26 protein-coding genes, 1 tRNA gene, 1 other RNA gene and 1 pseudogene are annotated in these 23524 nt (G+C 72.2%); 17 read left to right on the top strand and 12 right to left on the bottom strand.

Annotated elements, in window-relative coordinates:
* Positions 1–26 precede the first annotated feature (26 nt).
* Entirely contained in the window at positions 27–2099 is a 2073-nt protein-coding gene (locus ACZ4VI_RS16600; protein ID WP_467999912.1) for a DNA polymerase III subunit gamma and tau, read from the bottom strand.
* Between the two features lie 57 nt (positions 2100–2156).
* Positions 2157–2255, bottom strand: an RNA gene (ffs, locus tag ACZ4VI_RS16595) — signal recognition particle sRNA small type.
* A 108-nt stretch (positions 2256–2363) separates the two neighbouring features.
* Between ffs and ACZ4VI_RS16590 the strand changes: the two genes are divergently transcribed.
* The 3 genes from ACZ4VI_RS16590 (at position 2364) to ACZ4VI_RS16580 (ending at position 4469) form a co-directional block, all read left to right on the top strand.
* A tRNA-Ser gene (locus ACZ4VI_RS16590) sits at positions 2364–2451 on the top strand.
* Positions 2452–2677: 226 nt separating this feature from the next.
* The gene (locus ACZ4VI_RS16585; protein ID WP_467999911.1) at positions 2678–3859 is read left to right on the top strand and encodes a chymotrypsin family serine protease; all 1182 of its coding nucleotides are present in this window, start codon (positions 2678–2680) and stop codon (positions 3857–3859) included.
* 97 nt (positions 3860–3956) lie between these two features.
* Positions 3957–4469 (top strand): hypothetical protein, encoded by a 513-nt coding sequence (locus ACZ4VI_RS16580; RefSeq protein WP_467999910.1) that lies wholly within the window; start codon positions 3957–3959, stop codon positions 4467–4469.
* A 219-nt stretch (positions 4470–4688) separates the two neighbouring features.
* Here the strand turns inward: ACZ4VI_RS16580 and ACZ4VI_RS16575 are convergent, their stop codons facing one another.
* From ACZ4VI_RS16575 to ACZ4VI_RS16565, 3 genes are read right to left on the bottom strand one after another with little or no spacing between them, the layout of a single operon-like run.
* Positions 4689–5486, bottom strand: a complete 798-nt coding sequence (locus ACZ4VI_RS16575) for a hypothetical protein (RefSeq protein ID WP_467999909.1) — start codon at positions 5484–5486, stop codon at positions 4689–4691.
* A gap of 44 nt (positions 5487–5530) precedes the next feature.
* Positions 5531–5734, bottom strand: coding sequence for a hypothetical protein (locus tag ACZ4VI_RS16570; RefSeq protein ID WP_467999908.1), 204 nt, complete (start codon positions 5732–5734; stop codon positions 5531–5533).
* Entirely contained in the window at positions 5731–5871 is a 141-nt protein-coding gene (locus ACZ4VI_RS16565) for a hypothetical protein (protein ID WP_467999907.1), read from the bottom strand. The genes ACZ4VI_RS16570 and ACZ4VI_RS16565 overlap by 4 nt, the downstream gene beginning before the upstream one ends.
* Positions 5872–6023: 152 nt before the next feature.
* On the opposite strand from ACZ4VI_RS16565, the gene ACZ4VI_RS16560 reads away from it, so the two are divergent.
* The 4 genes from ACZ4VI_RS16560 to ACZ4VI_RS16545 all read left to right on the top strand — a co-directional run bounded on the left by ACZ4VI_RS16560 (position 6024) and on the right by ACZ4VI_RS16545 (position 10155).
* Entirely contained in the window at positions 6024–7079 is a 1056-nt protein-coding gene (locus ACZ4VI_RS16560; protein ID WP_467999906.1) for an aldo/keto reductase, read from the top strand.
* 77 nt (positions 7080–7156) lie between these two features.
* The gene (locus ACZ4VI_RS16555; protein WP_467999905.1) at positions 7157–8347 is read left to right on the top strand and encodes a winged helix DNA-binding domain-containing protein; all 1191 of its coding nucleotides are present in this window, start codon (positions 7157–7159) and stop codon (positions 8345–8347) included.
* A gap of 159 nt (positions 8348–8506) precedes the next feature.
* A complete protein-coding gene (locus ACZ4VI_RS16550) occupies positions 8507–8929 on the top strand; it encodes a YciI family protein (RefSeq protein WP_467999904.1) in 423 nt (140 codons plus the stop codon).
* Positions 8930–8937: 8 nt separating this feature from the next.
* The gene (locus ACZ4VI_RS16545) at positions 8938–10155 is read left to right on the top strand and encodes an RNA polymerase sigma factor (RefSeq protein ID WP_467999903.1); all 1218 of its coding nucleotides are present in this window, start codon (positions 8938–8940) and stop codon (positions 10153–10155) included.
* A gap of 6 nt (positions 10156–10161) precedes the next feature.
* On the opposite strand, the gene ACZ4VI_RS16540 is transcribed toward ACZ4VI_RS16545, so the two are convergent.
* A complete protein-coding gene (locus ACZ4VI_RS16540; RefSeq protein WP_467999902.1) occupies positions 10162–11604 on the bottom strand; it encodes a DHA2 family efflux MFS transporter permease subunit in 1443 nt (480 codons plus the stop codon).
* A 64-nt stretch (positions 11605–11668) separates the two neighbouring features.
* Here ACZ4VI_RS16540 and ACZ4VI_RS16535 point away from each other — a divergent pair, with 64 nt between their 5' ends.
* The gene (locus ACZ4VI_RS16535; RefSeq protein ID WP_467999901.1) at positions 11669–12322 is read left to right on the top strand and encodes a TetR/AcrR family transcriptional regulator; all 654 of its coding nucleotides are present in this window, start codon (positions 11669–11671) and stop codon (positions 12320–12322) included.
* Here the strand turns inward: ACZ4VI_RS16535 and ACZ4VI_RS16530 are convergent.
* Positions 12304–12906, bottom strand: coding sequence for a rhodanese-like domain-containing protein (locus ACZ4VI_RS16530; RefSeq protein ID WP_467999900.1), 603 nt, complete (start codon positions 12904–12906; stop codon positions 12304–12306). The two genes, ACZ4VI_RS16535 and ACZ4VI_RS16530, sit on opposite strands and share 19 nt — an antisense overlap.
* Before the next feature lie 80 nt (positions 12907–12986).
* On the opposite strand from ACZ4VI_RS16530, the gene ACZ4VI_RS16525 reads away from it, so the two are divergent.
* Entirely contained in the window at positions 12987–13283 is a 297-nt protein-coding gene (locus tag ACZ4VI_RS16525; RefSeq protein ID WP_467999899.1) for a metal-sensitive transcriptional regulator, read from the top strand.
* Between the two features lie 16 nt (positions 13284–13299).
* On the opposite strand, the gene ACZ4VI_RS16520 is transcribed toward ACZ4VI_RS16525, so the two are convergent.
* The 3 genes from ACZ4VI_RS16520 to wrbA all read right to left on the bottom strand — a co-directional run bounded on the left by ACZ4VI_RS16520 (position 13300) and on the right by wrbA (position 16174).
* Positions 13300–14055, bottom strand: a complete 756-nt coding sequence (locus ACZ4VI_RS16520) for a sulfite exporter TauE/SafE family protein (protein ID WP_467999898.1) — start codon at positions 14053–14055, stop codon at positions 13300–13302.
* Positions 14049–15404 (bottom strand): MBL fold metallo-hydrolase, encoded by a 1356-nt coding sequence (locus ACZ4VI_RS16515; RefSeq protein WP_467999897.1) that lies wholly within the window; start codon positions 15402–15404, stop codon positions 14049–14051. The genes ACZ4VI_RS16520 and ACZ4VI_RS16515 overlap by 7 nt, the downstream gene beginning before the upstream one ends.
* A 161-nt stretch (positions 15405–15565) precedes the next feature.
* Complete coding sequence (gene wrbA, locus ACZ4VI_RS16510; RefSeq protein WP_467999896.1) at positions 15566–16174, bottom strand: NAD(P)H:quinone oxidoreductase; 609 nt, start codon at positions 16172–16174, stop codon at positions 15566–15568.
* Between the two features lie 175 nt (positions 16175–16349).
* On the opposite strand from wrbA, the gene ACZ4VI_RS16505 reads away from it, so the two are divergent.
* From ACZ4VI_RS16505 to ACZ4VI_RS16490, 4 genes are all read left to right on the top strand, one after another.
* Positions 16350–17054: a TetR/AcrR family transcriptional regulator gene (locus ACZ4VI_RS16505; RefSeq protein WP_467999895.1), complete on the top strand. Its 705-nt coding sequence runs from the start codon at positions 16350–16352 to the stop codon at positions 17052–17054.
* Positions 17055–17232: 178 nt separating this feature from the next.
* Positions 17233–17808 (top strand): RBBP9/YdeN family alpha/beta hydrolase, encoded by a 576-nt coding sequence (locus ACZ4VI_RS16500; RefSeq protein ID WP_467999894.1) that lies wholly within the window; start codon positions 17233–17235, stop codon positions 17806–17808.
* A gap of 92 nt (positions 17809–17900) precedes the next feature.
* A complete protein-coding gene (locus tag ACZ4VI_RS16495) occupies positions 17901–18494 on the top strand; it encodes an HhH-GPD-type base excision DNA repair protein (protein WP_467999893.1) in 594 nt (197 codons plus the stop codon).
* Between the two features lie 115 nt (positions 18495–18609).
* The gene (locus tag ACZ4VI_RS16490; RefSeq protein WP_467999892.1) at positions 18610–20172 is read left to right on the top strand and encodes a M28 family metallopeptidase; all 1563 of its coding nucleotides are present in this window, start codon (positions 18610–18612) and stop codon (positions 20170–20172) included.
* 234 nt (positions 20173–20406) lie between these two features.
* Here ACZ4VI_RS16490 and ACZ4VI_RS16485 read toward each other — a convergent pair.
* Positions 20407–20595, bottom strand: a pseudogene (locus ACZ4VI_RS16485) (helicase HerA-like domain-containing protein); the annotation flags it as partial.
* A gap of 98 nt (positions 20596–20693) precedes the next feature.
* Between ACZ4VI_RS16485 and ACZ4VI_RS16480 the strand changes: the two are divergent.
* Together ACZ4VI_RS16480 and ACZ4VI_RS16475 are read left to right on the top strand one after the other, a co-directional pair.
* Complete coding sequence (locus ACZ4VI_RS16480; protein WP_009067182.1) at positions 20694–20990, top strand: type II toxin-antitoxin system VapB family antitoxin; 297 nt, start codon at positions 20694–20696, stop codon at positions 20988–20990.
* 108 nt (positions 20991–21098) lie between these two features.
* The gene (locus ACZ4VI_RS16475; protein ID WP_467999891.1) at positions 21099–21734 is read left to right on the top strand and encodes a LytR C-terminal domain-containing protein; all 636 of its coding nucleotides are present in this window, start codon (positions 21099–21101) and stop codon (positions 21732–21734) included.
* A gap of 40 nt (positions 21735–21774) precedes the next feature.
* On the opposite strand, the gene upp is transcribed toward ACZ4VI_RS16475, so the two are convergent.
* Positions 21775–22410, bottom strand: a complete 636-nt coding sequence (upp, locus tag ACZ4VI_RS16470; RefSeq protein ID WP_467999890.1) for a uracil phosphoribosyltransferase — start codon at positions 22408–22410, stop codon at positions 21775–21777.
* Positions 22411–22497: 87 nt separating this feature from the next.
* On the opposite strand from upp, the gene ACZ4VI_RS16465 reads away from it, so the two are divergent.
* Entirely contained in the window at positions 22498–22695 is a 198-nt protein-coding gene (locus ACZ4VI_RS16465) for a hypothetical protein (RefSeq protein ID WP_467999889.1), read from the top strand.
* A 229-nt stretch (positions 22696–22924) separates the two neighbouring features.
* A complete protein-coding gene (locus ACZ4VI_RS16460; RefSeq protein WP_467999888.1) occupies positions 22925–23461 on the top strand; it encodes a tRNA adenosine deaminase-associated protein in 537 nt (178 codons plus the stop codon).
* The last annotated feature ends 63 nt before the right edge of the window (positions 23462–23524 follow it).

Raw genomic sequence — 23524 nt, 5'->3', positions numbered from 1 at the left:
TGTGCGGGCCGCTGAGCGAGACCGCCCTACTCGTTCGTGTATTCCTCCACAACGGTGGCTCCGAGCTCGCGCACGATCAGCTCGTGGCCGGAGAGCGCGGAGTCGACGAGGTCCGGGTCGTCCTCCTCGGGCACGTCGTCCTCGGGCGCGACGGGCGCGGGGGTGTGGTGCTGCGTCTGCTGTACGGGGGCGGGTGCGGGCGCCTGCTGGACGGGTGGGGCGGGCGGTGCCTGGTGGCCTTGCGGAGTCTGCGGTGCCTGCTGCTGCGAGGGTGCCCACTGCTGCTGGGGCGCGGCCGGAGCGGGGGCCTGGGGCGGGCGTCCGCCGCCGAAGCCGGTCGCGGCGGGCGGCGGGTTGGCACCGCCCGAGGGGTCGATGATCGCCTCGATCTTCCACTGCACGTTGAACTGGTCGGCCAGGACCTGGCGCAGGACGTCCTCGCTGCCGCTGCTCGCGAAGTTGTCGCGGGCGCCGGCGTTGAGGAAGCCGAGCTGGAGGGTGGTGCCGTCGAACCCGGCGACCTGGGCGTTCTGACTGAGCAGGATCCACGTGAAGCGGCGCCGGTTCTTGACGGCGTCGAGGATCGACGGCCACATGTTCCGCACTTGGGCGGCGCCCTGGGCCATGTCGCCGACGGGGGCGGCGGGAGTGGGGGTGGGTGCGGGCGCGGCCGGGGTGGGCGCGGGGGCGGGGGCCGGCGTCGAGGCATCCGGCCAGGCGCCGGGGGCGGGAGCGCCGGGGGCCGCGGCACCGGGCCAGGCGCCGGGCCGAGGGCCTTCCGCGGCAGGCGCCTGCGGGGCCGGGGCCTGCTGGACGGGAGGCTGCGGGGCCGGGGGCGGGGGCGGGGCCATCGGCGTATGGGCGTCGGGCCCGGGGACGTACCCCATGGCGGGCGCGGGCGAACCGGTCGTGAAGACGGGCGCGGGTACGGGCGCGGAGGCGGCGCCGCGCTCGAGCCGGTCGATCCGGGCCTGGAGCGACCGCTCGTCGTCGAAGGCGGCGGGCAGCAGCACGCGCGCGCAGATCAGCTCCAGCTGGAGCCGCGGCGAGGTGGCGCCGCGCATCTCGGTCAGCCCGGTGTTGACGAGGTCGGCCGCCCGGCTGAGCTCGGCCGCACCGAACACGGACGCCTGCGCCTGCATGCGCTCGATGACGTCCACCGGGGCGTCGATGAGCCCCTTCTCGGCGGCGTCCGGCACAGCGGCGAGGATCACGAGGTCGCGCAGCCGCTCAAGGAGGTCGGCGACGAACCGCCGAGGATCGTTTCCGCCCTCGACGACCCGGTCGACGACCTCGAACGCGGCAGCGCCGTCACCGGCGACGAAGGCGTCGACAACAGAATCGAGCAGGGAGCCGTCCGTATAGCCGAGAAGAGAGGTCGCCATGGCATATGTCACACCATCATCAGCAGCCCCGGCGAGCAGCTGGTCCATCACGGACATCGAGTCACGCACGGACCCGGCACCGGCGCGCACGACGAGCGGCAGCACGCCGTCCTCGACGGGAATGCCCTCGCGCCCGCAGACCTCGCCCAGGTAGTCCCGCAGGGTGCCCGGGGGCACGAGCCGGAACGGATAGTGATGGGTCCGCGACCGAATGGTCCCGATGACCTTCTCGGGCTCGGTCGTGGCGAAGATGAACTTCAGATGCTCCGGCGGCTCCTCGACGACCTTCAGCAGGGCATTGAAGCCCGCCGAGGTGACCATGTGCGCTTCGTCGATGATGTAGATCTTGTACCGGCTGGCGGCGGGCCCGAAGAAGGCCTTCTCCCGCAGGTCACGGGCGTCGTCCACGCCACCGTGGGACGCGGCGTCGATCTCGATGACGTCGATGGATCCGGGCCCGTTACGAGCAAGGTCCCGACAGGACTGACACTCACCACAGGGCGTCGGGGTAGGCCCCTGCTCACAGTTCAGACAGCGCGCAAGGATGCGCGCACTGGTCGTCTTGCCGCAGCCGCGGGGCCCGCTGAACAGGTACGCGTGATTGACCCGGTTGTTCCGCAGGGCCTGCTGCAACGGGTCGGTGACATGCTCCTGCCCGATGACCTCGGCGAAGGACTCGGGGCGGTAGCGGCGGTACAGCGCGAGAGACGACACGTATACGAGGTTATAGGCGCCCACCGACAACCCGGGCACTCCGCGAAATCCCCCGGGAACGCAAGCGCCCCCCACGCACCCGCCAGAGCCGACCTACCCTTGCTGCCTTCCGGCCCTGGGGGAGTTCAGTCAGATAGCGCCACGTGAGGGGCTCCGCCAAGGGTACCCGATCCCGGGACCCGCTCGAGCCCCCGGTCTCGGTCGCGGGAGGCTCTTCTGGATCACGTTCGCGAGCACCCCTCAGCGTCTTGTATTGTTTGCGGCGGAGGATTCGCCTAGTGGCCTAGGGCGCACGCTTGGAAAGCGTGTTGGGGGCAACCCCTCACGAGTTCGAATCTCGTATCCTCCGCCAGTGCCTCACCGGGCACGATGTCGAAGGGCCCCACCGCTTGCGGTGGGGCCCTTCGACGTTCTCCGTCTCAGTTACGCGGAGCGGACAGCCATGGACCCTGTGCGCGCTGACGGTCAGCCGGGATGTAACCGGCCGGCCGTGTTGGCGCGAAAACAGGCGACGCGGGGTGCCGAAGATCACACCGGGGGGCGTCGTTCTCCTCGGTCCGTGCTGACACGGAGGACACGTGAAACGCAGACTCCTACCCGTAACGCTCGGCGCGGCCGCGCTGACGCTCGCGCTGGGGATCACCCCTGGCGCTGCTGCGCCTCAGCCCGACGGCCCCACGCCCTCGCAGCCCGGGCAGAAGACGGCCCACCGCTACACGGCCCCCGACCGCTCCGCCTGGACCGTGAAGCCCGGACCGCTTCCCGCCGGGCTCGATGCCACCGCCCCGGCCGACGACGTCATACCCGTCGTCGCGGAACGCCTCCACGAGCTGGGGGCGGCCCGCGGATTCGCCCGCCAGGAAACCGACTACCCAGGCCGGGCGATCACCGTCCTGTGGAAGGGCACGCCCCCGGCCGACGTCACCGCCTACGCCGGCACCCGCCCCTACGGCGTCACGGTCACGATCCGCACCGGGGCGAAGTACTCCCGCGCCGAAGCCGAAGCCGCCCGCACCCGGCTGCACGTCGCGCTGAAACTCGGCGTCGAGAGGGTCGCCGGCGACGCCCTGTTCTCCCGGGGCAACGACGCCCCGCCGTGGAAGGGCGGCATCCGCACCGCCAACAACAGCGGCCTGTGTTCCACCGGTTTCGCCGTGCTGGCCGGGTCCACGGGCAAACTCCTCAGCGCGAGCCACTGCGACCGCTCCGGAAACCTGGCCGTGCGGGACGGGGTCGGGCAGACCATCGCCCCCGGCGGGGCGTCCGTCACGACGATCGACAGCATCGACTCGATGCTGATCGACCCGTCCGACTCGCCCGCCACCACGCCGCGCATCTTCCGTGGCGGCCACTCCTCCACCTCCACATCGCTGGTGAAGAGCTGGTATTCCAACTGGCCGGGCGACCCGGTGTGCTCCTCGGGTGCCAGCACGGGCGAGCACTGCGGCACCGTCTACGACGACTCCGACGTCTACGTGGACGAGAACGGGGTGAGGGTCGGCGTCATCCAGGTCGCGGCCCCGGCCGGTCAGATCATGGGCGGCCAGGGCGACAGCGGCGGCCCGATGTTCAAGACAGTGTCCGGCGGCGTGCAGGCCAGGGGAATCCTCATCAGCGCGGACACCACGGCGGGCCCCATGACCTACTCGTGCGGTTCGGTGGCCCCCGACGCCTCGGGCATCCTGTGCTCACGGTGGGTCAACTACTTGCCGATCAGCACCGTCCTGAACACGTGGGGCGTGTCGCTGGAAGTCGGCTGATATGCGGCCGTGCCGCCGTACGGAACCCGTGCCGCGGCACCGCCGTCCCATCGTGGAGCGCACACCAGTCGTGTGCCTGGCGAACGGACGGGATGCGATGACAGCCCAGCTCGACATGCGGACGAGAAAGACCGTGCGCCGTGGCGTAGCGGCCGTGGCGGGAGTCCTGCTGCTGGCGGGGGTCACCGGCTGCGGGTCGCTCGCCGACGAACCCCCGGCGGACCAGACACCGAGGACGGTCCCCGCCAAGGGGGAGACGACCGGCATGGCCAAGAACTCCGAGACGCCGCCTCGGATGATCCTGCGCGGAAAGGACGACCCCACGGCCGGTCTGCTGGCGCTCCTTCCGGGAACGCTGGTGGTCACGGACAAGAACTGCATAGCCGTGAAGTCGGAAACCGACGGAGGAACCGTTGCCCTCAACTGGGGGCACGGATGGACGGCCCGGGTCGAGGACGGTAAGGCCGTCGTCTACGACGCGCGCGGAAAGGTCTTCGCGAGAGAGGGCGACGAGGTGAGCTTGGGCGGGGGCTCATCCTCCCGGTTCGCAGACCACCCGTGCGCCGGACGCAGCATGTTCGCGGTCAGCAACGCACCCACCGACAAGTAGAGCCGCCACGCCTGTCCCGGCCGTCTCACTGACCAACGGCGAGACCCGCGAGCTCGCCGACCACGGGTCCGGCTCGGCGGCCGCCGTCCGGCGGGCGACGTCGCGTCCGGATGACGAGGTGTTCGAAGGGTCTCACCGTTCGCGGTGGGGCCCTTCCTCAGGACATGTCGAAGCTCAGGAACGTGTGGGCGGCGAGGCGGCTCGGAGGGAAGCCGAGCCCTACGTCCGTGAGCATGCGCAGGACGAACTCGCCGAAGCCGCAGTCGAACCGTTCCCAGCTCTCGAAGTCGTGCCGTACGAGCACCGGCCAGTCGTCGGGGTCGGCGGCGCCCGTCTGCCAGACGAAGTCGGTCTCCTGCTCCGACGTGCCGAAGCGCAGCAGTCCGTGGGGGGCCGGGTGGGCGGCGTGGGGGACAGGTCGACGGCGAGCTTCGCGTCGTTCTCGGCCCACTTCACGAGGTCCATGCCCACGACGCCGGGGACGAGGAGGTCCAGGTACCAGTCGAAGCTGCCCACGCCGAACAGGTCGACGACCTCCTTGTAGTCGCTCGGCAGCGCCGTGCCCAAGGCGGCTTCGGCGGCCGTCCAGTCGACGGCCGGCCGGGGTATCGGCTCCCATCCGGTGACGATGCACAGCTTTTCGGCCCACGACGCGTCCTTCGGGAGCCCGTAGACCGCAGCGTCCTCGCGGGACGCGACCACGACGACCAGGCGGGCTCCCTCGGGGGCGACGACCTCGCCGCAGCCGATCCAGTGGGACCAGTAGGCCCACCCCCGCAGATCCAGCAGCTCCTCCCCGAAGGGCTCGACGAGGGGCAGCCCGGTGCGCTCGGTGAGCGAGGGGTCGGTGAAACCGCCGGAGACCATGTTCCGGGACCGGCCCGCCCGCCCGCCGATCGCGGCGGCGAGCTCCGCGAGAGTGGTGCCGTCGGGCACATCGAGGACGGTCGCCGCGTCGCCGGGCGCTCTCTCGTCGAGCATCTTCCACACGGTGGCCAGGAGGCGGGAGTGATCCACGGACACCACTCAACCCCATGCCGCTGACATCCCGCCGGGCCTTATCAGCAGATCGAGACCGTTCGTACGTATCCGCCGAGGTTCTCGTCGTCCGTGCCCAGGAGACCCTCGCCCCCGGCGGAGCCGGGCAGGCACTCCACCGCCTCGACCTTGTACTGCGGGAACGTCCCGAGGACGGTCGGGGAGACGTCCAGTGTGATCCGGACGCGGCCCGCCGAGGAAACGGTGACCCGGCCCGCGTCGGTCACCGCGAACTGGTACGGCTCCCAGACGCTCGCCTACGGAACGGAAGTTCGCGGTCGACGGCGTAACTGGTGCGCATCGACGCGTCGATGACCCGCTGCCAGGAGCCGTACTCGGCGTAGAGCTGGTCCGCCCAGGGCACGACGACGGAGAGAAGAGGCAGGGCGCATGCGCGCAACCCTGTCGGCGAGGCCGCGCGGCATCGGGAGCGGCCCGAGGTCCTCCATCGCCTGATCCTGGGCTTCGTTTCGGGGTCTTGCGCTGGAGTCGGCTCCAACTCCTAGAGTGCGCCGCATGCGATATCGCGTACTCGGCGGGACCGGGATAGAAGTCAGCACGTACTGCCTCGGCACGATGATGTTCGGCGCCGTCGGCAACCCCGACCACACGGACTCCGTACGGATCATCCATGCCGCCCTCGACCAGGGTGTCAACTTCGTCGACACGGCCGACATGTACTCCATGGGCGAGTCCGAGGAGATCGTCGGCAAGGCGCTGCGCGACCCGAAGCGCCGCGCCGAGACCGTCCTCGCCACCAAGGGGTACTTCCCCATGGGCGACGGGCCGGCCCGCGGCGGGCTCTCGCGGCGCTGGCTCACCCGGGCCGTCGAGGACAGCCTGACGCGCCTCGGCACCGACTGGATCGACCTCTACCAGGTCCATCGGCCCGACCACCGTACGGACATCGAGGAGACGCTCTCCGTCCTCGGCGACCTCCAGGCCCAGGGCAAGATCCGGGCGTTCGGCTGCTCCACCTTCCCTGCCGAGGAGATCGTCGAGGCGCACGCCGTCGCGGAACGGCGCGGGCTGCGCCGCTTCCGGACCGAGCAGCCGCCGTACTCGCTGCTCGCGCGCGGCGTGGAGAACGCGGTGCTGCCGGTGGCGCAGCGGTACGGGATGGGGGTGCTGACCTGGAGTCCGCTGGCGTCCGGGTTCCTCAACGGGAAGTACCGCAAGGGCCGGCCGGTCGATCTGACCAGCGGGCGCCCGGCCATCACCCCGCACCGCTTCGACCCGGCGCTCCCGGGCAACGCCGCCAAGCTCGACGCCGTCGAGCAACTCGTCGCCCTGGCCGAGGAGATCGGCTGCTCGTTGCCCGAGCTCGCGATCGCCTTCGTGGCGGCGCACCCGGCGGTGACGTCCGTGATCATCGGGCCGCGGACCGGGGAGCAGTTGGAGGGGCTCCTGAAGGGCGCGCCGCTCGTCCTCGACGACGAGGTCCTCGACCGGATCGACGAGATCATCCCGCCGGGGACGAACCTCTACCAGGCGGACGGGGCCTGGCGCCCGCCGGTCATGACGGACCCGTCGCTGCGCCGCCGTCCGGTCGGGGACCGCGCGGCGGGCTGACGGGCGGCCGCGCGCGCGGCCAGGGTGCGGGCGGAGGCGCCGGGCCGCCTACCCCCGCCTGCGCCATGCTTGCTCGTATGGGGAAGAGCACACGGCGCCGTATCGAGGCGGACGAACGCAGGGCCCGGCTGGCCGTACGTCACCGGCTGGCCGGGGCCGCGCGGGCAGCGAGCGCGGAAGAGGTGGCCGGGTCCCTGGTGGCCCTGCACGCGACCGACCCGGCGAGCGTGTTCCTCGCCGTGGGGGCGCGGCTGGCCGGGGGCCAGGGCCCGGTGGCCGGCCTTGAGCGGGCCATGTACGAGGACCGGACCCTGACCCGGATGCACGGCATGCGGCACACGCTCTTCGTCTTCCCGACCACCCTCGTCCCCGCCGTCCACGCCTCCACCACCCGGGACGTCGCCGCCCGCGAACGCGCCATGCTGCTCAAGGACCTGCGCAAGGGCAGCGCGTACGACGAGGCCTGGCTCGTCGAGACCGAGCGGCAGGTCCTGGCCGAGCTGACGGTACGGGGCGAGGCCACCGGGGCCGAGCTGGGCGAGGCGGTCCCGCGGCTGCGCGCGCAGTACGTGTACGGGGTCGGCACCCGCCAGGAGGGGCCGCAGGCGCTCTCCAGCCGGCTGCTGCGGGTCCTCGGCATGGAGGGCCGGATCGCGCGCGGCCGCCCGCAGGGGGCGTGGACCTCCAGCCGCTTTCGCTGGGCGATCATCCCTCAGCGGCCCGACCCGACCGACGAGGACGCCCACGCCGACCTCGTACGGCAGTGGCTGGCGGCCTGTGGTCCCGCGACCGAGGCGGACCTGAAGTGGTGGACCGGATGGAAGGTCACCGACGTCCGCAAGGCGCTCGCGGCGATCGGCGCCGAGCCCGTGGACCTGGCGGAGGGCACCGGCCATGTCCTGCCGGACGACCTCGAACCCGTAGGGGCCGCCCCCGAGCCGTTCGCGGCGCTGCTCCCCGGCCTGGACCCGACGGCGATGGGCTGGCAGTACCGCGACTGGTACACCGACCCCGCGCACAAGGCCGCGCTCTTCGACCGCAGCGGCAACATCGGCCCGACGGTGTGGTGGAACGGCCGCGTCGTCGGCGGCTGGGCCCAGCGCCCCGACGGCGAGATCGCGATCCGGTACCTGAGCGAGGAGGGCCTGGGCGCCGAGGCGAAGGCGGCCGTCGAGGCGGAGGCGGCGCGGCTGCGCGGCTGGGTCGGGGACGTCCGGGTGACGCCCCGTTTCCGTACCCCTCTGGAGCGGGAGCTGTCCGGCGGCTGACACCGTACGCACGTGGCCCAGGGCGGGCCCGTTCCTGCTTCCCCCGGGTGGAATCCACGAGAAATCCGGGCTGGCTCCCGGCGAGGTGTCGAGAATCGGTACCCGGCTCCGACGTCCCCTGTGAAAGGCAGACGCCAAGGAAACGAAGAGGAGCAGCTCATGAAGTACCTCGTCATGGTGCAGGGATCCCAGGCCGACTACGACGCCATGGGCGGCAAGGGTTCCGCGCAGAGCCCCGCCTGGAGCGAGCAGGACCTGAAGGCGATGTTCGAGCACATGGGGGCGATCAACAACGACCTCGCCGAGTCGGGCGAGCTGGTCGACGCGCAGGGGCTCGTCGAGCCGGCGCGGACCCGGTTCGTGTCCGTCGACAAGGACGGCTTTCCGGTGGTCACCGACGGGCCGTACAGCGAGACGAAGGAGCTGCTCGCCGGCTACTGGGTGCTCGACTGCGTGAGCCTGGAACGGGTCACCGAGATCGCGGCGCGCGTCGCCCGCTGCCCGCAGCCCGCCGGGGCACCGGAGTACCCGGTCGTGATCCGGCAGATCGACGAGCGCCCCGAGTCCGAGCTCTTCGCCTGAGCCCGCACATGGCCGGAGAGGAGACCGTCGAGACCGTCGAGGACCTGCTGCGCCGCCACGCGCCGCAGGTCCTCGGCGCGCTCGTACGCCGGTACGGACACTTCGACGCCGCCGAGGACGCCGTACAGGAGGCCCTGCTGGCCGCCGCCCGGCAGTGGCCCGGGACCGGGACGCCCGCCAATCCGCGCGGCTGGCTCATCCGGGTGGCCTCGCGGAGGCTCACGGACCAGCTGCGGGCGGACGAGGCGAGGGCCCGGCGCGAGGAGACGGCCGCGCGCCTCGAACCGCGCGAGACCCGAGCCGCACCGTCGGACGACGACACCCTGACGCTGCTCTTCCTCTGCTGCGACCCGGAGCTCGCGCCCGCCGCCCGGGTCGCACTGACGCTGCGCGCGGTCGGCGGCCTCACCACGGCGGAGATCGCCCGGGCCCATCTCGTACCGGAGGCGACGATCGCCCAGCGGATCAGCCGGGCGAAGGCGAAGCTGCGGCACCACCACTTCCGGCCGCCGAGCCCTGCCGACCGGGACGCCCGGCTGCCCGCCGTCCTCCAGGTGCTGTACCTGATCTTCAACGAGGGCTACACCGCCACCTCCGGCCCCGCCCTCCACCGCGCCGACCTGGCCCGCGAGGCGATCCGCCTGACCCGGGCCGTGCGCAGACTGCTGCCGCGCGAGGCCACGGTGACCGGCCTCCTCGCCCTGATGCTGCTCACGGAGGCCCGCGCCGCCGCCCGCACGGGTCCGCACGGCGAGCTGATCCCGCTCGACGAACAGGACCGGACGCTCTGGGACCGGGCCGCGATCGACGAGGGAACGGCCCTGGTGGAGGAGGCCCTGACCGAGGGCCCGCCGGGCAAGTACGCGCTCCAGGCGGCGATCGCCGCGCTCCACGACGAGGCCGGCAGGCCCGAGGACACGGACTGGCCGCAGATCCTCGCCCTGTACGACGTCCTGATCGCCGACTGGCCCGACCCGATGGCCGAACTGAGCCGCGTGGTCGCCCTCGCGATGGTCCACGGCCCGGCGGCGGGCCTCGCCGAACTCGCCACCCTGGAGCCCCGCCTGAAGGACCACCACCGCCTCTCCGCCGTCCGCGCCCACCTCCTCGAACGCACCGGCGACCGCGACGCGGCCCGCGAGGCCTACTACGAGGCGGCCCGCCGCACCCTCAGCCTCCCGGAACGCCACTACCTGCGGATGAAGGCCGCCCGACTGGCTCGCTGAGCCCGCTCAGTGAACGTGCGGGCCGCCCGTCATCTGCGGCTTCCCGCGCGGTACGAGGGCGGGGGCGGCCAGGGCTGTCGCCGTGGCCAGGGCGGTGCAGAGGACGAAGGCGGACGTGAAGCCGCTCGTCCCCTGGCCCTGGATGCTGCTCGCGGCGAGCGTGGAGACCAGGGCGACGCCGATCGAACCACCCACCTCGTGGAAGGTGTTGACGATGCCGGAGGCGAGCCCGGCCTCGTGGTGGTCGATCATGCCGAGGGCCGTGGTGGTGGCGGTCACGAAGACCGCGCCGAGGCCGAGGGCGGCGACGGAGAGGGCCGGCATGACGGTGGTCCAGGCGTTGCCGCCCGGGGTGACCAGGGCCAAGGGGAGGCAGCCGAGGGCGGCGAGCGCGGTGCCGCCGGTCGCGCAGGCGCGCGGGCCGATCGAGCCGACGAGGCGGGAGCCCAGGTGGGCGCCGACGGCCGTGGTGATCGCGACCGGCAGGAAGACGAGGCCCGTGCGGAACGCGCCGAAGCCGTTCAGCCGCTGGAGCTGGACCGAGCCGAGGAAGAAGAACGAGATCAGCAGCGCGGTCGCGACCAGCATCAGGAACGAGCCCGCGAGCACCGGACGCCGGGTGAACATCCGCAGGTCCATCAGCGGCGCCCGGCTCGCCCGCTCGACGGCGACGAAGATCCCGTACAGGAGGAGTGAGCCGAGCAGGGGCAGGAGCGTCGCCGCGGACGTCCAGCCGGAGTCGCCCGCCTGGACCAGACCGTAGATGAGGGAGCCGGTCGCCGCCGTGACCAGGAGCGCGCCGGGGACGTCGAGCCGGGCCGATGTACGGGCCGGGGTGGAGGCCGGGACGGTCCTCGGGAGGGCGGCGAGCAGGGCGAGGCCGACGGGAACGTTGACGTAGAAGACCCACGCCCAGCCCGGCCCGTCGGTCAGCGCCCCGCCGAGCAGGACGCCGATGGCGGAGCCCGTGCCGCCGATGGCCGCCCAGACGCCGAGGGCCTTGGCGCGCTCGGCGCCGTGGAAGCCCGTTGTGACGAGGGCGAGCGCGGCCGGGGAGAGCAGCGCGGCGCCGACGCCCTGGGCGAGCCGGCCGCCGATCAGCAGGGGCGCGTTCGTCGCGAGCCCGCAGACCAGCGACGCGGCCGTGAAGAGGGCGAGGCCGGTGAGGAGGACGCGGCGGGCGCCGAGGGCGTCCGCGAGCCGGCCGCCGAGAAGCATCAGCCCGCCGAAGCAGAGGGTGTACGCGGTGACCACCCAGGTCAGCGAGGTGCGGGCGAGGTCCAGATCAGCGGCCATGCTCGGGAGCGCGACGTTCACGACAGTGACGTCGAGGACCAGCATGAACTGGGCCACGCAGATCAGCGCGAGGGCCTTCCAGCGGCGGGGGTCGGCCGGTGGGTGGGCATGGGCGTGGGCGTAGTGGTGGTCGTGCGTCTCGGTGTGCGTCATATCTGAACTGTACTGTTCAGTTCAGATGAACTCAACAGTACAGTTCTCCGGGTAGGGTCGGATCATGAGCGACCGGACCACGAAGCCCACCCCCACCGGGCCTCGCGCCGCCCGCAAGCGGGAGGCCATCGTGCGCGCCGCCCGCGGCCTCTTCCTCCGTGAGGGCTTCGGGGTCGGCATGGACGCCATCGCCGCCGAGGCGGGCGTCTCCAAGGTGACCGTCTACAACCACTTCGGCAGCAAGGAAGCCCTCTTCACCGCCGTCGTCGCGGGCGCGCTCGACGAGCCCCTGAGCGCGGGCGCCGACGACACCGCCCCGGACCTCGCCGGCCTCGCCGACGCCGAGGACCTGCGCGCCGCGTTCCTCACGGCCGCGCGCGCCTGGGTCCGGGCCGTCCGCGCCAACGACGAGGTCCGTGCCCTGCGCGCGCTGGTCGCCGCCGAGATCCACCGCTTCCCCGAACTCGGCCGTGCCTGGCGCGAGCACGGCCCGGCCGGGCACCACCCGGCCGTCGCCGACGCCCTGCGCACCCTCGCGGACCGGGGCCGGCTGGAGATCCCCGACCTGGAGGTCGCGGTCATCCAGCTCTACTCGCTCCTGGTCTTCCCCCAGATGGTCTTCGACCAGTACGGCACCGAACCCAGCGACGACCTGACGGAACGCCTGGTCACGGGCGGGGTGGACATGTTCCTCCGCTGCTACGCGCCCAGGTCCTGACGGCCCTGACGCAGCCGCTCCAGCGTCGCGTCCAGCCCGATCCCGCCGGCCGAGCCCCGGTTGTACGGGAGTTTCCCGAGCACCACCGCCATGCCGCAGGTGTTCGTGAGCGCCGAGAAGACGAGCCCGCCGGCGACGCCCGCCGAAAGGAGCTGCCAGGCCGGGTGCAGGAGCAGGCCCAGCGCCAGGCCGATCAGGACCAGCGACCCGGCGGCAAGCCGGACCTGGCGCTCCATCGCCCACGTGGCACGTCCCTGGACCCCCTCGGGGCGGGCGAGTTCATGGCCGCGCGCGGCCCAGCCGCCGGTGCCGCCGGTGAGGTTCAGCGCGGGCACGCCCTGCGCGGAGAGCTGGGCGCAGGCGCCGGCGGAACGGTTGCCCGACTGGCACACCACGAGCAGCTCGCCCCGGCCTGCGGCCTCCTTCAGTGCGGGGATCGCGCGGCCGAGCTGGTCGAGGGGGACGTTGAGGGCGCCGGGCACATGGCCGGAGGCGTACTCGCCGGGCGTACGGACGTCGACGACCGTCAGCTCGTCGAGCCGGGCACGGGCCTGGTCGGCGTCGAGGGAGGGAGGTGTGTTCATGGCGGTGTCATCCTTGGTCTTCGACGGGACCCCGTTCGGGGGAGTAAATTACCCCCTGGGGTATCTCTGGAGGAGTGCTTGTGGAACTGGATCTCGCGGGTGCGGAACTGAAGGCCGTACTGAACCGGCTGCGCCGGGCGCAGGGCCAGATCTCCGGCGTGATCCGGATGATCGAGGAGGGACGCGACTGCGAGGAGGTCGTGACCCAGCTCGCCGCCGCTTCCCGGGCCCTGGACCGGGCCGGTTTCGCGATCATCGCGACCGGTCTGCAGCAGTGTCTGACGGATATCGGGGACGGGGAGAACGGGGAGAAGAACGGCGAGGACCGCGAGCAGATGCGGGCCCGCCTGGAGAAGCTCTTCCTCTCCCTCGCCTAGAGCCAGAACGGGCCGCTCAGAACAGGGCGACATCGAGCAGCATCAGCGTCGATACCCCCAACAGCACGGCGCCGAACGCGCGGCGCAGCACCTCGCCCCGCACCCGGGACGCGAGCCGCCGGCCGTCCCACGCGCCGAGGATCGCCGCGCCCGCGAAGGGAGCGATCACCGCCCAATCGAGGGACCCGGCAGCGCCGCCTCGTACGAGCAGAGCCGCCAGCGCGTTGACGGAGACCACCAGCAGGCTGGTCCCGACCGCCGCCCGCATCCGCAGGCCGACGACCTGGACGAGCGCGGGTACGGTCAGGAACCCGCCGCCCACGCCGAGAACACCGGTCACCGCCCCGAGCCCGGCGCCCGCGCCCGCGACGGCCGGGAAGCCACGCCGTACCGCGCAGTCCGCATCACCGGCCCCGTCCCCGGGAGCCCGCCGCACCATCCGTACCGCCGCCACCCCCGCCACCAGCGCGAACCCGGTGGTCAGCAGCCACTCCGGCAGCCGGGCCGACAGCAGTCCGCCGAGCGCGGCGGGCACCAGGCCCGCCGCCGCGAACAACGCGCCCGTCCCCCACCGCACATGGCCGTCGCGGGCGTGCGCGTACAGCGCGGTCGCCGAGGTCGCAAGGACGATGAGCAGGCTCGCGGTCGCGGCCGCGGGCGGTGCGAAACCGAGCAGATAGATCAGTACGGGTACGGCGAGCACGCTGCCGCCGCCACCGAGCGCCCCGAGCGCGAGCCCGACGACGGCCCCGGCGGCGAGGGCGATCAGCATCGGTGCGGGACCGGCGCGTTCGCGAACGAGTCGTCGACCGCCACCACGTCATGGCCCGCCGCCGCCAGCATCGACGCGGCGATCGCCGCCCGCAGTCCGCCCGCGCAGTGCACCCAGACGGTCACGCCGGCGGGTATCTCCCCCATCCGGGCACGGAGTTGATGCAGCGGGACGTGGAGTGACCCCGGGATGTGGCCTGCCGAGGAGCGCTCGGAGTCCCGCCGGACGTCGAGTACGTGATCCGCCGCGCCCAGGTCCGCGAAGACCGCGCGGCGGTACGACTCCGGCCGCTCCCCCTCCCGTACCCACTCCTCGGGACCGCCGGTCGCGGCGGCGGCCGGGCGGTCGATGCCGACGCGCACCAGCTCCCGCTGGGCCTCCGCCAGTTGGGCGGGCGACTCCGCGAGCAGGGTCACCGGCTTGCCCCACGGGATGAGCCAGGCCAGGTAGGTCGCGAGCTGCCCGCCCGCCTCGATGTTGAACGAGCCGGCCACATGCCCCTCGGCGAACGCCACCCGGCCGCGCAGATCGACCACCCACTCGCCCGCGGCCAGTCGCGCCGCGATCCCCTCGGCGTCGGCGACGGGAGGCGGGGTGAGGTCCACGGGGGCCGGACCCATGGTGTTGAGCGGCCCCATGTGGACGTAGTACGCGGGGATGTCGTCGAGCCCGGAGAGCAGGTCGGCGACGAAGGTCTCGGCGTCCTTGACCAGGGCCTCGTTCACCACCGCCTGCTCACCGATGGTGGTGGGCCCGGCAACGGGCGAGGCGGGGCCGGAGGAGCCTGAGGAGCAGAAGCTGCCGAAGCCGTGGGTGGGCAGGACCGCGGTGTCCGCGGGGAGTTCGGCGGCGAGGCGGTGCGCGGAGGCGTGCTGGTCGCGGGCGAGCCGCTCGGTCAGCCGGGGCTCGACGAGATCGGGGCGGCCGACGGTGCCGATGAGCAGCGAGCCGCCGGTGAAGACGGCGGCCGGGCGGCCGGCCTCCTCCAGGACGTACGAGGTGTGGTGCGGGGTGTGCCCAGGGGTGGCCATCGCCCGCAGGACGAGCCCGTCGTCGACGGCGAGCCTGTCCCCGTCGGAGACCGGGATCCGGCCGTACGCGACGGAGGCCGCGGCCGGGACCACATAGGCGGCCCCGGTGATCCGGGCCAGCTCCCGGCCGCCGCTCACATAGTCGTTGTGCACATGGGTCTCGACCACATGGGTGATCCGCACACCGCGCAGAGCGGCGGCGGTGAGCACCCGGTCGATGTCACGCGGCGGGTCGATCACGACGGCGTGGGCGGTCCCACCCGCGAGATAGCCGCGGTTGCCGAGACCCGGCACCTCGACGGTGTCCACGAAGAACACGGCCGCACTCCTTCCTCCATTACCCCCAGGGGTATATCCGAGCGACTCCGTGACCCTAACAGAATTACCCCGGGGGGTATCCACGCCGCTTGCCGGAACGGCAAAGGGCCGGGACTCCGCAGTGCGGAGTCCCGGCCCTGAAGCCGGCGCGTCGGCCGAGGTCAGTCGACCGCGAGGCCCTTCAGACGCTTGGCGATCTTCGTGAGCCGCGCGCCCTGGTAACGCGCGGCTTCGAGGACGGCCTCCTCCGGGGCGCCGTTCGCGCCGGGGTGGGACGTGCCGTAGGGGTTGCCGCCCGCCGCGTAGACGGCCGGGTCGGTGAAGCCGGGGGAGACGATGACCGAGCCCCAGTGGTGGAAGGTGTTGTAGAGCGCGAGCAGCGTCGACTCGTTGCCCCCGTGCACGTTGTGGGCGCTGGTGAAGGCGGTCGCGGGCTTGTCCGCGAAGACGCCGCGCTGCCACAGGCCCCCGGTCGTGTCGATGTACTGCTTCAGCTGGGCCGCGATGTTGCCGTACCGGGTCGGCGAGCCGAGCGCGTAGGCGTCGGCCCACTCCAGGTCGTCGAGCGTGGCGACCTCGACGTCCCCGGTGGCGTCGACATGGGCGCGCCACGCCGGGTTGCCGTCGATGGCGGCGTCGGGGGCGAGCTCGGTCACGCGCCGCAGCCGGACCTCCGCGCCGGCCTTCTCGGCACCTTCGGCGACGGCCCGCGCGAGCTGGTGCACGCTCCCGGTGGCCGAGTAGTAGACGACAGCGACCTTGACGGACATGACGAGCTCCCCTTAAGCGGATTCACTTCCGGTTCAACGGGTCCGAGCGTAAACGGATAGCCTTCCACTTCGCAAGAGGATCCCAAGAACAACCGGATAGTGCTCCGCTATGCTCGACTCAGGGACCGACCGGGACCGACCGAGGGGGCCAGGAACGAAGGGGCAGGCGGAGATGATGAGCGCGAAGGAAACCCGGGCGACCGATCGCCCCCAGCCCATCGGTCTGGCCGCGATGCCCGCTGCCACGCCCCCCACCACGCCCGCCGGCGGGCCCTCCGGCGGGCCCGAGATCCCGCTGCTCCCCACCGCCGGGCGGGCCGTGCCCGAGCGGGCCGACGCCGCGCGGAACCGGCGCAAGATCCTCGACGCCGCCGCCCGGATCGTCGCCGAGGTGGGGCCCGGTGGCGTCACCATGAACCAGGTCGCCCACGCCAGCGGCATCGGCGTCGGCACGGTCTACCGCCGCTTCGGCGATGTCGCCCAGCTCCTGTGGGCGCTCCTCGACGACCGGGAACGCCAGTTCCAGGAGGCGTACATGAGCGGCCCGCCTCCGCTCGGCCCCGGCGCCCCCGCAGACGAGCGGCTGCACGCCTTCCTCGACGCGCTGATCGACCGGGTCATCGAGCAGCGCGAGCTGCTGCTCGCCGCCCAGGCCGCCGCCCCCAGCGCGGCCTACACCAGCGGCGCGTACCTCGCTATGCACACGCACGTCACCGTGCTGCTCTCCCAGAGCCGGCCCGAGACCAACAGCGCGCTCCTCGCCCACCTGCTGCTCGCCCCGTTCTCGCCGAGCCTGGTCCACCACCTCACCGTCGAGCGCGAGCTCTCCGCCGACGAGCTGAAGGCCGGGGTCAACGCGCTGCTGAGCCTGGGGAGATGAGCGCCGCGGATCGACTTCGAGGGCACGCCGTCCGACCTGGTGGAGAAGGGGGACACCCTGACGGCACGTCATCCGCCCGCGTACATGGGCGCCTGACGGCCCCGCGGCGGCGCCCGGCCCCGTCCACACCCTGAAACCGTCTGGACCGGACGCGGCCCCACATCGCACCATCACCCCCATGGCGACCTTCCTCCTCCTCCACGGCTTCCAGAACCACCGACCGCCCGGCCACTGGCACCACTGGCTCGCCACACAGCTGCGCGAGCGCGGCCACGAGGTCCGCTATCCGCAGCTGCCCGAGCCGGACGCGCCGGTCCTGGAGGAATGGCTGGCCGCGCTGCGCGAGCACGTGGAGCCCCCCGCCGACGGCGAGTTCGTCGTCGTCGCCCACAGCCTCTCCGTCCTCCTCTGGCTGCGGGCCGCGGCCCTCGACCCGGAGGGGCTCGATGTCGACCGGGTCCTGCTCGTCGCCCCGCCGTCCCCCGCCGTGACGGCCTCGATCCCGGAGATCGCCGCGTTCGCCGAAGGCCTCGACCCCGCCGCCGTACGGCTCAAGGCCCCGGCCCGGCTCGTGTACGCCGAGGGCGACCCGTACTGCCCCGAGGGCGCCGACGTCCCCTACGGGATCCCGCTGGGCCTCGACATGGACGTCGTCCCGGGCGGCGCGCACCTCACCCCGGACTCCGGGTACGGGGAGTGGCCGTCGGTCCTGGAATGGTGCGAGGCCCCGGCGACGAGGCTCGGCCCCCGGTAGGAACGGGGTCCACTGGTCCTCTCGGCCCTGGCGCGGTTCGCGAAAGGGTGACCGGCCGTGCACTGAGGACACGTGGACGCGATCATCAGGTCATGACCACCAAGATCCACCTCGCCCAGCAGCCCGAGGCCGACGAGTTGCTCGGCCGTTCCCCGCTCGCCGCGCTCGTCGGCATGCTGCTCGACCAGCAGGTGCCCATGGAGTGGGCCTTCTCCGGTCCGTACACGATCGCGCGGCGGCTCGGCGCGGACGATCTCGACGCGGGGCAGATCGCCGCGTACGACCCCGAGGCCTTCGGCGCGCTGCTCTCCGACAAGCCGGCCGTGCACCGCTACCCGGGCTCGATGGCCAAGCGGATCCAGCAGCTGTGCCAGTTCCTCGTCGACGAGTACGGCGGTGACGCCGAGGCCGTCTGGGCGGACGTGGAGACCGGCAAGGAGCTGCTCGCCCGACTGAAGGCGCTGCCTGGTTTCGGGGTGCAGAAGGCGCAGATCTTCCTGGCGCTGCTGGGCAAGCAGTACGGCGTACGGCCCGAGGGCTGGCGGGAGGCGGCGGGGCCGTACGGCGAGCAGGGCTCGTACCGTTCGGCGGCCGACATCACGGGCCCGGAGTCCCTCGCCAAGGTGCGGGCCTTCAAGCAGGAGGCCAAGCGCGCCGCAAAAGCGGCCAAATCATCAGGGAATTGAACACTCCGGATGTCAATCCTGCTAAATGTGACAGGAATTGTGCCGGAGCTGTTCACAGGGAGCACCCGAGATCGCTAACTTCCCCTCTACCTCGTTCACCCCGGGAAGGACCTCTGTGAACGCATCCTCTCGCAGAGCCGCGGCCACACTGGCCGCAGCCGCACTTGCCACCCCGCTCCTGCTGGCCTCCGCTTCCCCCGCCACCGCCACCACGGACCCCGCGGCCAAGCCCGCGCGGGACGCCGCGCAACTGGCGAAGAAGCTGGTCCGTGAGACCTCGGCGCAGGGCGCCTACAAGCACCTGGAGAAGCTCCAGGCGATAGCAGACTCGGCCGGCGGCAACCGCGCGGCCGGCACGCTCGGTCACGACGCCTCGGCGGCGTACGTGTACCAGCAGATGAAGAAGGCCGGCTACAACGTCTCGTACCAGAAGTTCAGCTTCGTCTACACCGAGACCCTGGCCCAGAAGGCCTCCGTTCTCTCCCCCGCGCCCCGCGACCTCTCGATCGCGGCCATGACGTACACCAAGTCGACCCCGGTCGGCGGCATCAAGGCCGACCTCGCGGCCGCCCCGGTCGACGCCGACGGCAGCAACGGCTGCCAGCCCGGCGACTTCGCGGCGGGCGCGTTCACCGGCAAGATCGCCCTGATCAAGCGCGGTGGCTGCACCTTCGCCGCCAAGCAGGAGAACGCGGCCGCGGCGGGTGCCGTGGGCGCGATCGTCTACAACAACACCGCGGGGGCCCTCTCCGGCACCCTCGGTGACCCGGCCGCCGGCAAGATCCCGACGGGCGGCATCCCCCAGGCCGAGGGCGAGAAGCTCGCCGCCGACCTGGCCGCGGGCCCGGTGAACCTCTCCTTCGAGATCCGCCAGCTCCAGGAGACCCGCTCTACCAACAACGTCATCGCGGAGACGAAGGGCGGCAACGCCGCCAACACCGTGATGCTCGGCGCGCACCTCGACTCGGTGACGGCCGGCCCCGGCATCAACGACAACGGCTCCGGCTCCGCCGGTCTGCTCCAGACCGCCCTGGAGCTCGCCGAGTCGAAGGCCAAGGTCCGCAACAAGGTCCGCTTCGCGTGGTGGTCGGCGGAGGAGGTGGGCCTGCTCGGCTCCGAGCACTACGTCGCGAACATGAGCGAGCTGGACAAGAAGGAAGTCAAGCTCTACCTCAACTTCGACATGATCGCCTCGCCGAACTACGGCCTGTTCGTGTACGACGGCGACAACTCGGACAACGTCGGCGCGGGCGCGGGCCCGGAGGGCTCCGCCCAACTGGAGCGGGACATCACCGACTTCATGGACAAGCGCGGCCTCCCGCACGCGGGCACCGACTTCACGGGGCGCTCGGACTACGGCCCGTTCATCGAGGTCGGCATCCCCTCGGGCGGCACCTTCACGGGCGCCGAGGGCATCAAGACGGCGGCGCAGGCGGAGAAGTTCGGCGGCGAGGCGGGTGTCGCGTACGACGTGAACTACCACGCGGTCGGTGACAACCTGTCGAACATCAACATGACGGCGTTCGACGTCAACATCGACGTCATCGCCAACGCCGTGGGCACCTACGCCCACGACATCAGCTCCCTCAGGCGCCCGGTCGTCTCCGTCCCCACGGACGGCGACGCAGGCAGCGGCGGCGGCCTCCACGACGGCCACGACCACGAGGTCACGGAGTAAGGAGACCAGCGGGGCGGGGGGCCTGAGGCCCCGGCCCCCAGTGCCTCCTTCGCGGCGCGCAGCTGCCGCGCCGGCGGGCTCGGGGCAACACCCCCGGCCGCCCGTGCCTCCCCCGCGGCGCGCAGCTGCCGCGCTGCGGGGGTTTCGGGGGCGGAGCCCCCGGTCTCGTCAGGGTTTCGGGAAGGGGCGGGGTGGGGGAAATCCCCGCCCCGCCCCTTACCGCTTCCGGCGCATCTTCGTCTGGCCGGTGCCGGTCGCGCCGCCGACCAGACCGTGCCGGTTGAGCATCGGGAGGGGGATGCGGATACCCGCGTCCGGGTGACATTCCCCGTCCCACAGCAGGGCGCCCAGCTCCAGCGCGGGTCCGGAGAAGGCGTACCCCGCCGCGCTCTCACCGGCCGGAGACCGCTCGCTCACGCTCATGACAGGGCCCCTGGTTCCTGAATTGTGACGGTTTGCCCCGGCATCGCACCGGCTCCGCGTGGCTGCGCCGGGAGCCGCTTGCCCGGTAGGCTTTCCGTGTGATCTTCAAGCGCATCGGAAACGGCCGGCCGTATCCCGACCACGGCCGGGAAAGCACCCGGCAGTGGGCGGACGTCGCGCCGCGCCCGGTCCGCCTCGATCAGCTGGTCACCACCAAGGGCCAGCTGGACCTGGAGACGCTGCTCGCCGAGGACTCCACCTTCTACGGCGACCTCTTCGCGCACGTCGTGAAGTGGCGGGGCGACCTCTACCTCGAGGACGGGCTGCACCGCGCGGTGCGCGCGGCGCTCCAGCAACGCCAGGTGCTGCACGCCCGCGTCCTGGAGATGGACTGACGGCAGTACCCCTGCCACTGATCCTTTCGGGGGCTCTTCCCGCCCATCCGGACGCGATCACATGATCATCCAGTAGGCATCCCCGGGCGACGGCATTACGCTGCGTCCATGAGCATGCTCACTCCCCCCGGAATGGGTGGAAAATACCGCATCACGGGTGACACTTACCCGCGTATGCGACGCCCTCGGCGCCGACGCAGGATCATCCTGGCGGCCGGCGCCGCCGTGGTCGTGCTCGGCGCGGCCGGGTGGGGAACGCTGCAGCTCGTCGACGTGTTCTCCGGCGGCAGCGGCGACGACACGAAGACGACGGCCGGCCGGAGCACCGACTGCAAGCCGGTCGCCAAGGCGACCACGGCACCCGTCGCCGCGCTGCCCAAGCCCGCGCAGATCACGGTGAACGTCTACAACGCGACCCCGCGCAGCGGCCTGGCGAAGACCACCGCCGACGAGCTCAAGAAGCGCGGCTTCGTCATCGGCAAGGTCGGCAACGCCCCCGCCGCGTACGACAAGAAGGTCGCCGGCGCCGGGGTACTGCTCGGCGCCCCCGGGGCCACCAAGGGCGCGTTCCCGGTCCTCGGCACCCAGCTCAAGGGCGCCACGACGAAGACGGACGCGCGCGCGACGGCGGACGTGGACCTGATCATCGGTACGGCCTTCAAGGCCCTGGACCCGAAAACGACGGCGGACGCGGCCTTGTTCGCTCTGAACAACCCCAAGCCCGCGCCCGCCGCGAAGTGCTGAAGATCCGGTACTAGCCAGTACTAGCCGGTACTAGCCGGTACTAGCCGGCCGTGCCGTACATGCGGTCGCCCGCGTCGCCGAGCCCCGGCACGATGTAGCCCTGCTCGTTGAGGCGCTCGTCGACCGAGGCCGTCACGACGGTCACCGGCGTGCCCGCCAGCTCGCGCTCCATGATCTCGATGCCCTCCGGGGCGGCGAGCAGCACGACGGCGGTGACGTCGTCCGCGCCGCGCTTGATCAGCTCCCTGATCGCCGCGACGAGCGTGCCGCCGGTCGCCAGCATCGGGTCCAGGACGTACACCTGGCGGCCCGAGAGGTCCTCCGGCATCCGCGTCGCGTAGGTCGACGCCTCCAGCGTCTCCTCGTTGCGGATCATGCCGAGGAAGCCCACCTCGGCGGTCGGCAGGAGCCGGACCATGCCGTCGAGCATGCCGAGGCCGGCGCGGAGGATCGGGACCACCAGCGGACGCGGGTACGAGAGCTTCACACCGGTCGTCGGCGTGACGGGGGTCTCGATGTCGACCTGCTCGGTCCGCACGTCCCTGGTGGCCTCGTAGGCGAGCAGGGTGACCAGCTCGTCGGCGAGCCGGCGGAAGGTCGGGGAGTCCGTGCGCTTGTCGCGCAGCGTGGTGAGCTTGTGGGCGACCAGCGGGTGATCGACGACGTGGAGACGCATGGCCCCAACAGTAGCCCGCACTGGCATCAACCCATGCCGGGGAGGGAAAGTGGGGGCACAGGACCCAGTCTGGGGGTGGTGTGGCCCATGCCCGACCCGGAAGACCCGGCCGACGTACGGCGCGCTGAGACACCGCCGGAGACGGACGCGGAGCGCCGCAGGCGCCGCGCCCAGTTCCTGCGCGAGCTGCACGAGGCGAAGGCGCTGCGCGACCGCGTGCAGCCCCGGCGCGCGCGGGCGGCCCGGATGCGCCAGGCCATGCGGATGCGGACCTTCCGCTGGTGACGGCGGCGGCGCCTGCCGACGGCGCGTGCGCCGCCCGCGCGCCAGGCCTGTGCGCGGGCCGTGCGCCGGGTCCGCGCGCCCACCCGTTGGGCGTCTCGATCAGACTGATGCACGACGCAAGAGCCGAAGACCTCTCCTGAAGCCGCTGTTTCTGCCACGATGCCGATTGGGCGGGGCATCAGAAGCGCGCCGCCGGATCGTCACACCTCTGATCAGTGGGAGAGTCACGGTGTACTTCGCCGCACTGCTCGCGCGCACCGAAGACGGGTGGGAAGCGAGCGACACAGAGCTCGACGACGTGGAGACCCTGTCGGATCTGACCGAGCTGGCCCGCGAGGCCTCGGTCGACGACGACACGGTGATCGTCTTCATCGAACAGGAGGACGCCTGGTTCGGCATCCTCCGGATCGAGGGCGAGGACGACCCTCGCATCTACGTGTCGGACGGGGCGGCCGCCGCCCGCTCCTCGTACGGGGAGATCCTCACCAAGGAGATCCTCGGGGACGACCTGGACGACGCCGACACCCTGGAAGCCCTCAACCTCGACGGCACGGAGGACGGCGAGCCTCTCGACCGGGAGGACGACGACGAGGACGACAGGGCGGGCGTGTCCGCCGACACCGTCCCCGCCGCGCCGGTCGGCGACCGGCTGATCCTCGCGGACCTCGGCATGTCCGAGAGCCGGCTGCAGGAGCTCGACAGCGACGCGCTGGCGGAGATCGCGGACGCGCTGGGCGCCGCGGAGGTTCTGGAGACCGTCCGCTAGTGACCGGAGCAGTACCAGTCCCTGATCCCGATCCCGATCCCGTATCCGATCCAGATCCCGTAC

The sequence above is a fragment of the Streptomyces sp. NPDC029169 genome (assembly GCF_055563935.1).
The sequence above is the reverse complement of the archived record's forward strand: the minus strand, read 5'-3'. Positions and strand labels throughout refer to the sequence as shown.

Bases quoted from the DNA above. Each gene is read 5' to 3' on its own strand.
- ACZ4VI_RS16580 (WP_467999910.1), top strand. From the start codon at position 3,957: ATGACAGCCCAGCTCGACATGCGGACGAGAAAGACCGTGCGCCGTGGC.
- ACZ4VI_RS16560 (WP_467999906.1), top strand. From the start codon at position 6,024: ATGCGATATCGCGTACTCGGCGGGACCGGGATAGAAGTCAGCACGTAC.
- ACZ4VI_RS16555 (WP_467999905.1), top strand. From the start codon at position 7,157: ATGGGGAAGAGCACACGGCGCCGTATCGAGGCGGACGAACGCAGGGCC.
- ACZ4VI_RS16550 (WP_467999904.1), top strand. From the start codon at position 8,507: ATGAAGTACCTCGTCATGGTGCAGGGATCCCAGGCCGACTACGACGCC.
- ACZ4VI_RS16545 (WP_467999903.1), top strand. From the start codon at position 8,938: ATGGCCGGAGAGGAGACCGTCGAGACCGTCGAGGACCTGCTGCGCCGC.
- ACZ4VI_RS16540 (WP_467999902.1), bottom strand. From the start codon at position 11,604: ATGACGCACACCGAGACGCACGACCACCACTACGCCCACGCCCATGCC.
- ACZ4VI_RS16535 (WP_467999901.1), top strand. From the start codon at position 11,669: ATGAGCGACCGGACCACGAAGCCCACCCCCACCGGGCCTCGCGCCGCC.
- ACZ4VI_RS16530 (WP_467999900.1), bottom strand. From the start codon at position 12,906: ATGAACACACCTCCCTCCCTCGACGCCGACCAGGCCCGTGCCCGGCTC.
- ACZ4VI_RS16520 (WP_467999898.1), bottom strand. From the start codon at position 14,055: ATGCTGATCGCCCTCGCCGCCGGGGCCGTCGTCGGGCTCGCGCTCGGG.
- wrbA (WP_467999896.1), bottom strand. From the start codon at position 16,174: ATGTCCGTCAAGGTCGCTGTCGTCTACTACTCGGCCACCGGGAGCGTG.
- ACZ4VI_RS16505 (WP_467999895.1), top strand. From the start codon at position 16,350: ATGAGCGCGAAGGAAACCCGGGCGACCGATCGCCCCCAGCCCATCGGT.
- ACZ4VI_RS16500 (WP_467999894.1), top strand. From the start codon at position 17,233: ATGGCGACCTTCCTCCTCCTCCACGGCTTCCAGAACCACCGACCGCCC.
- ACZ4VI_RS16495 (WP_467999893.1), top strand. From the start codon at position 17,901: ATGACCACCAAGATCCACCTCGCCCAGCAGCCCGAGGCCGACGAGTTG.
- ACZ4VI_RS16475 (WP_467999891.1), top strand. From the start codon at position 21,099: ATGAGCATGCTCACTCCCCCCGGAATGGGTGGAAAATACCGCATCACG.
- upp (WP_467999890.1), bottom strand. From the start codon at position 22,410: ATGCGTCTCCACGTCGTCGATCACCCGCTGGTCGCCCACAAGCTCACC.
- ACZ4VI_RS16465 (WP_467999889.1), top strand. From the start codon at position 22,498: ATGCCCGACCCGGAAGACCCGGCCGACGTACGGCGCGCTGAGACACCG.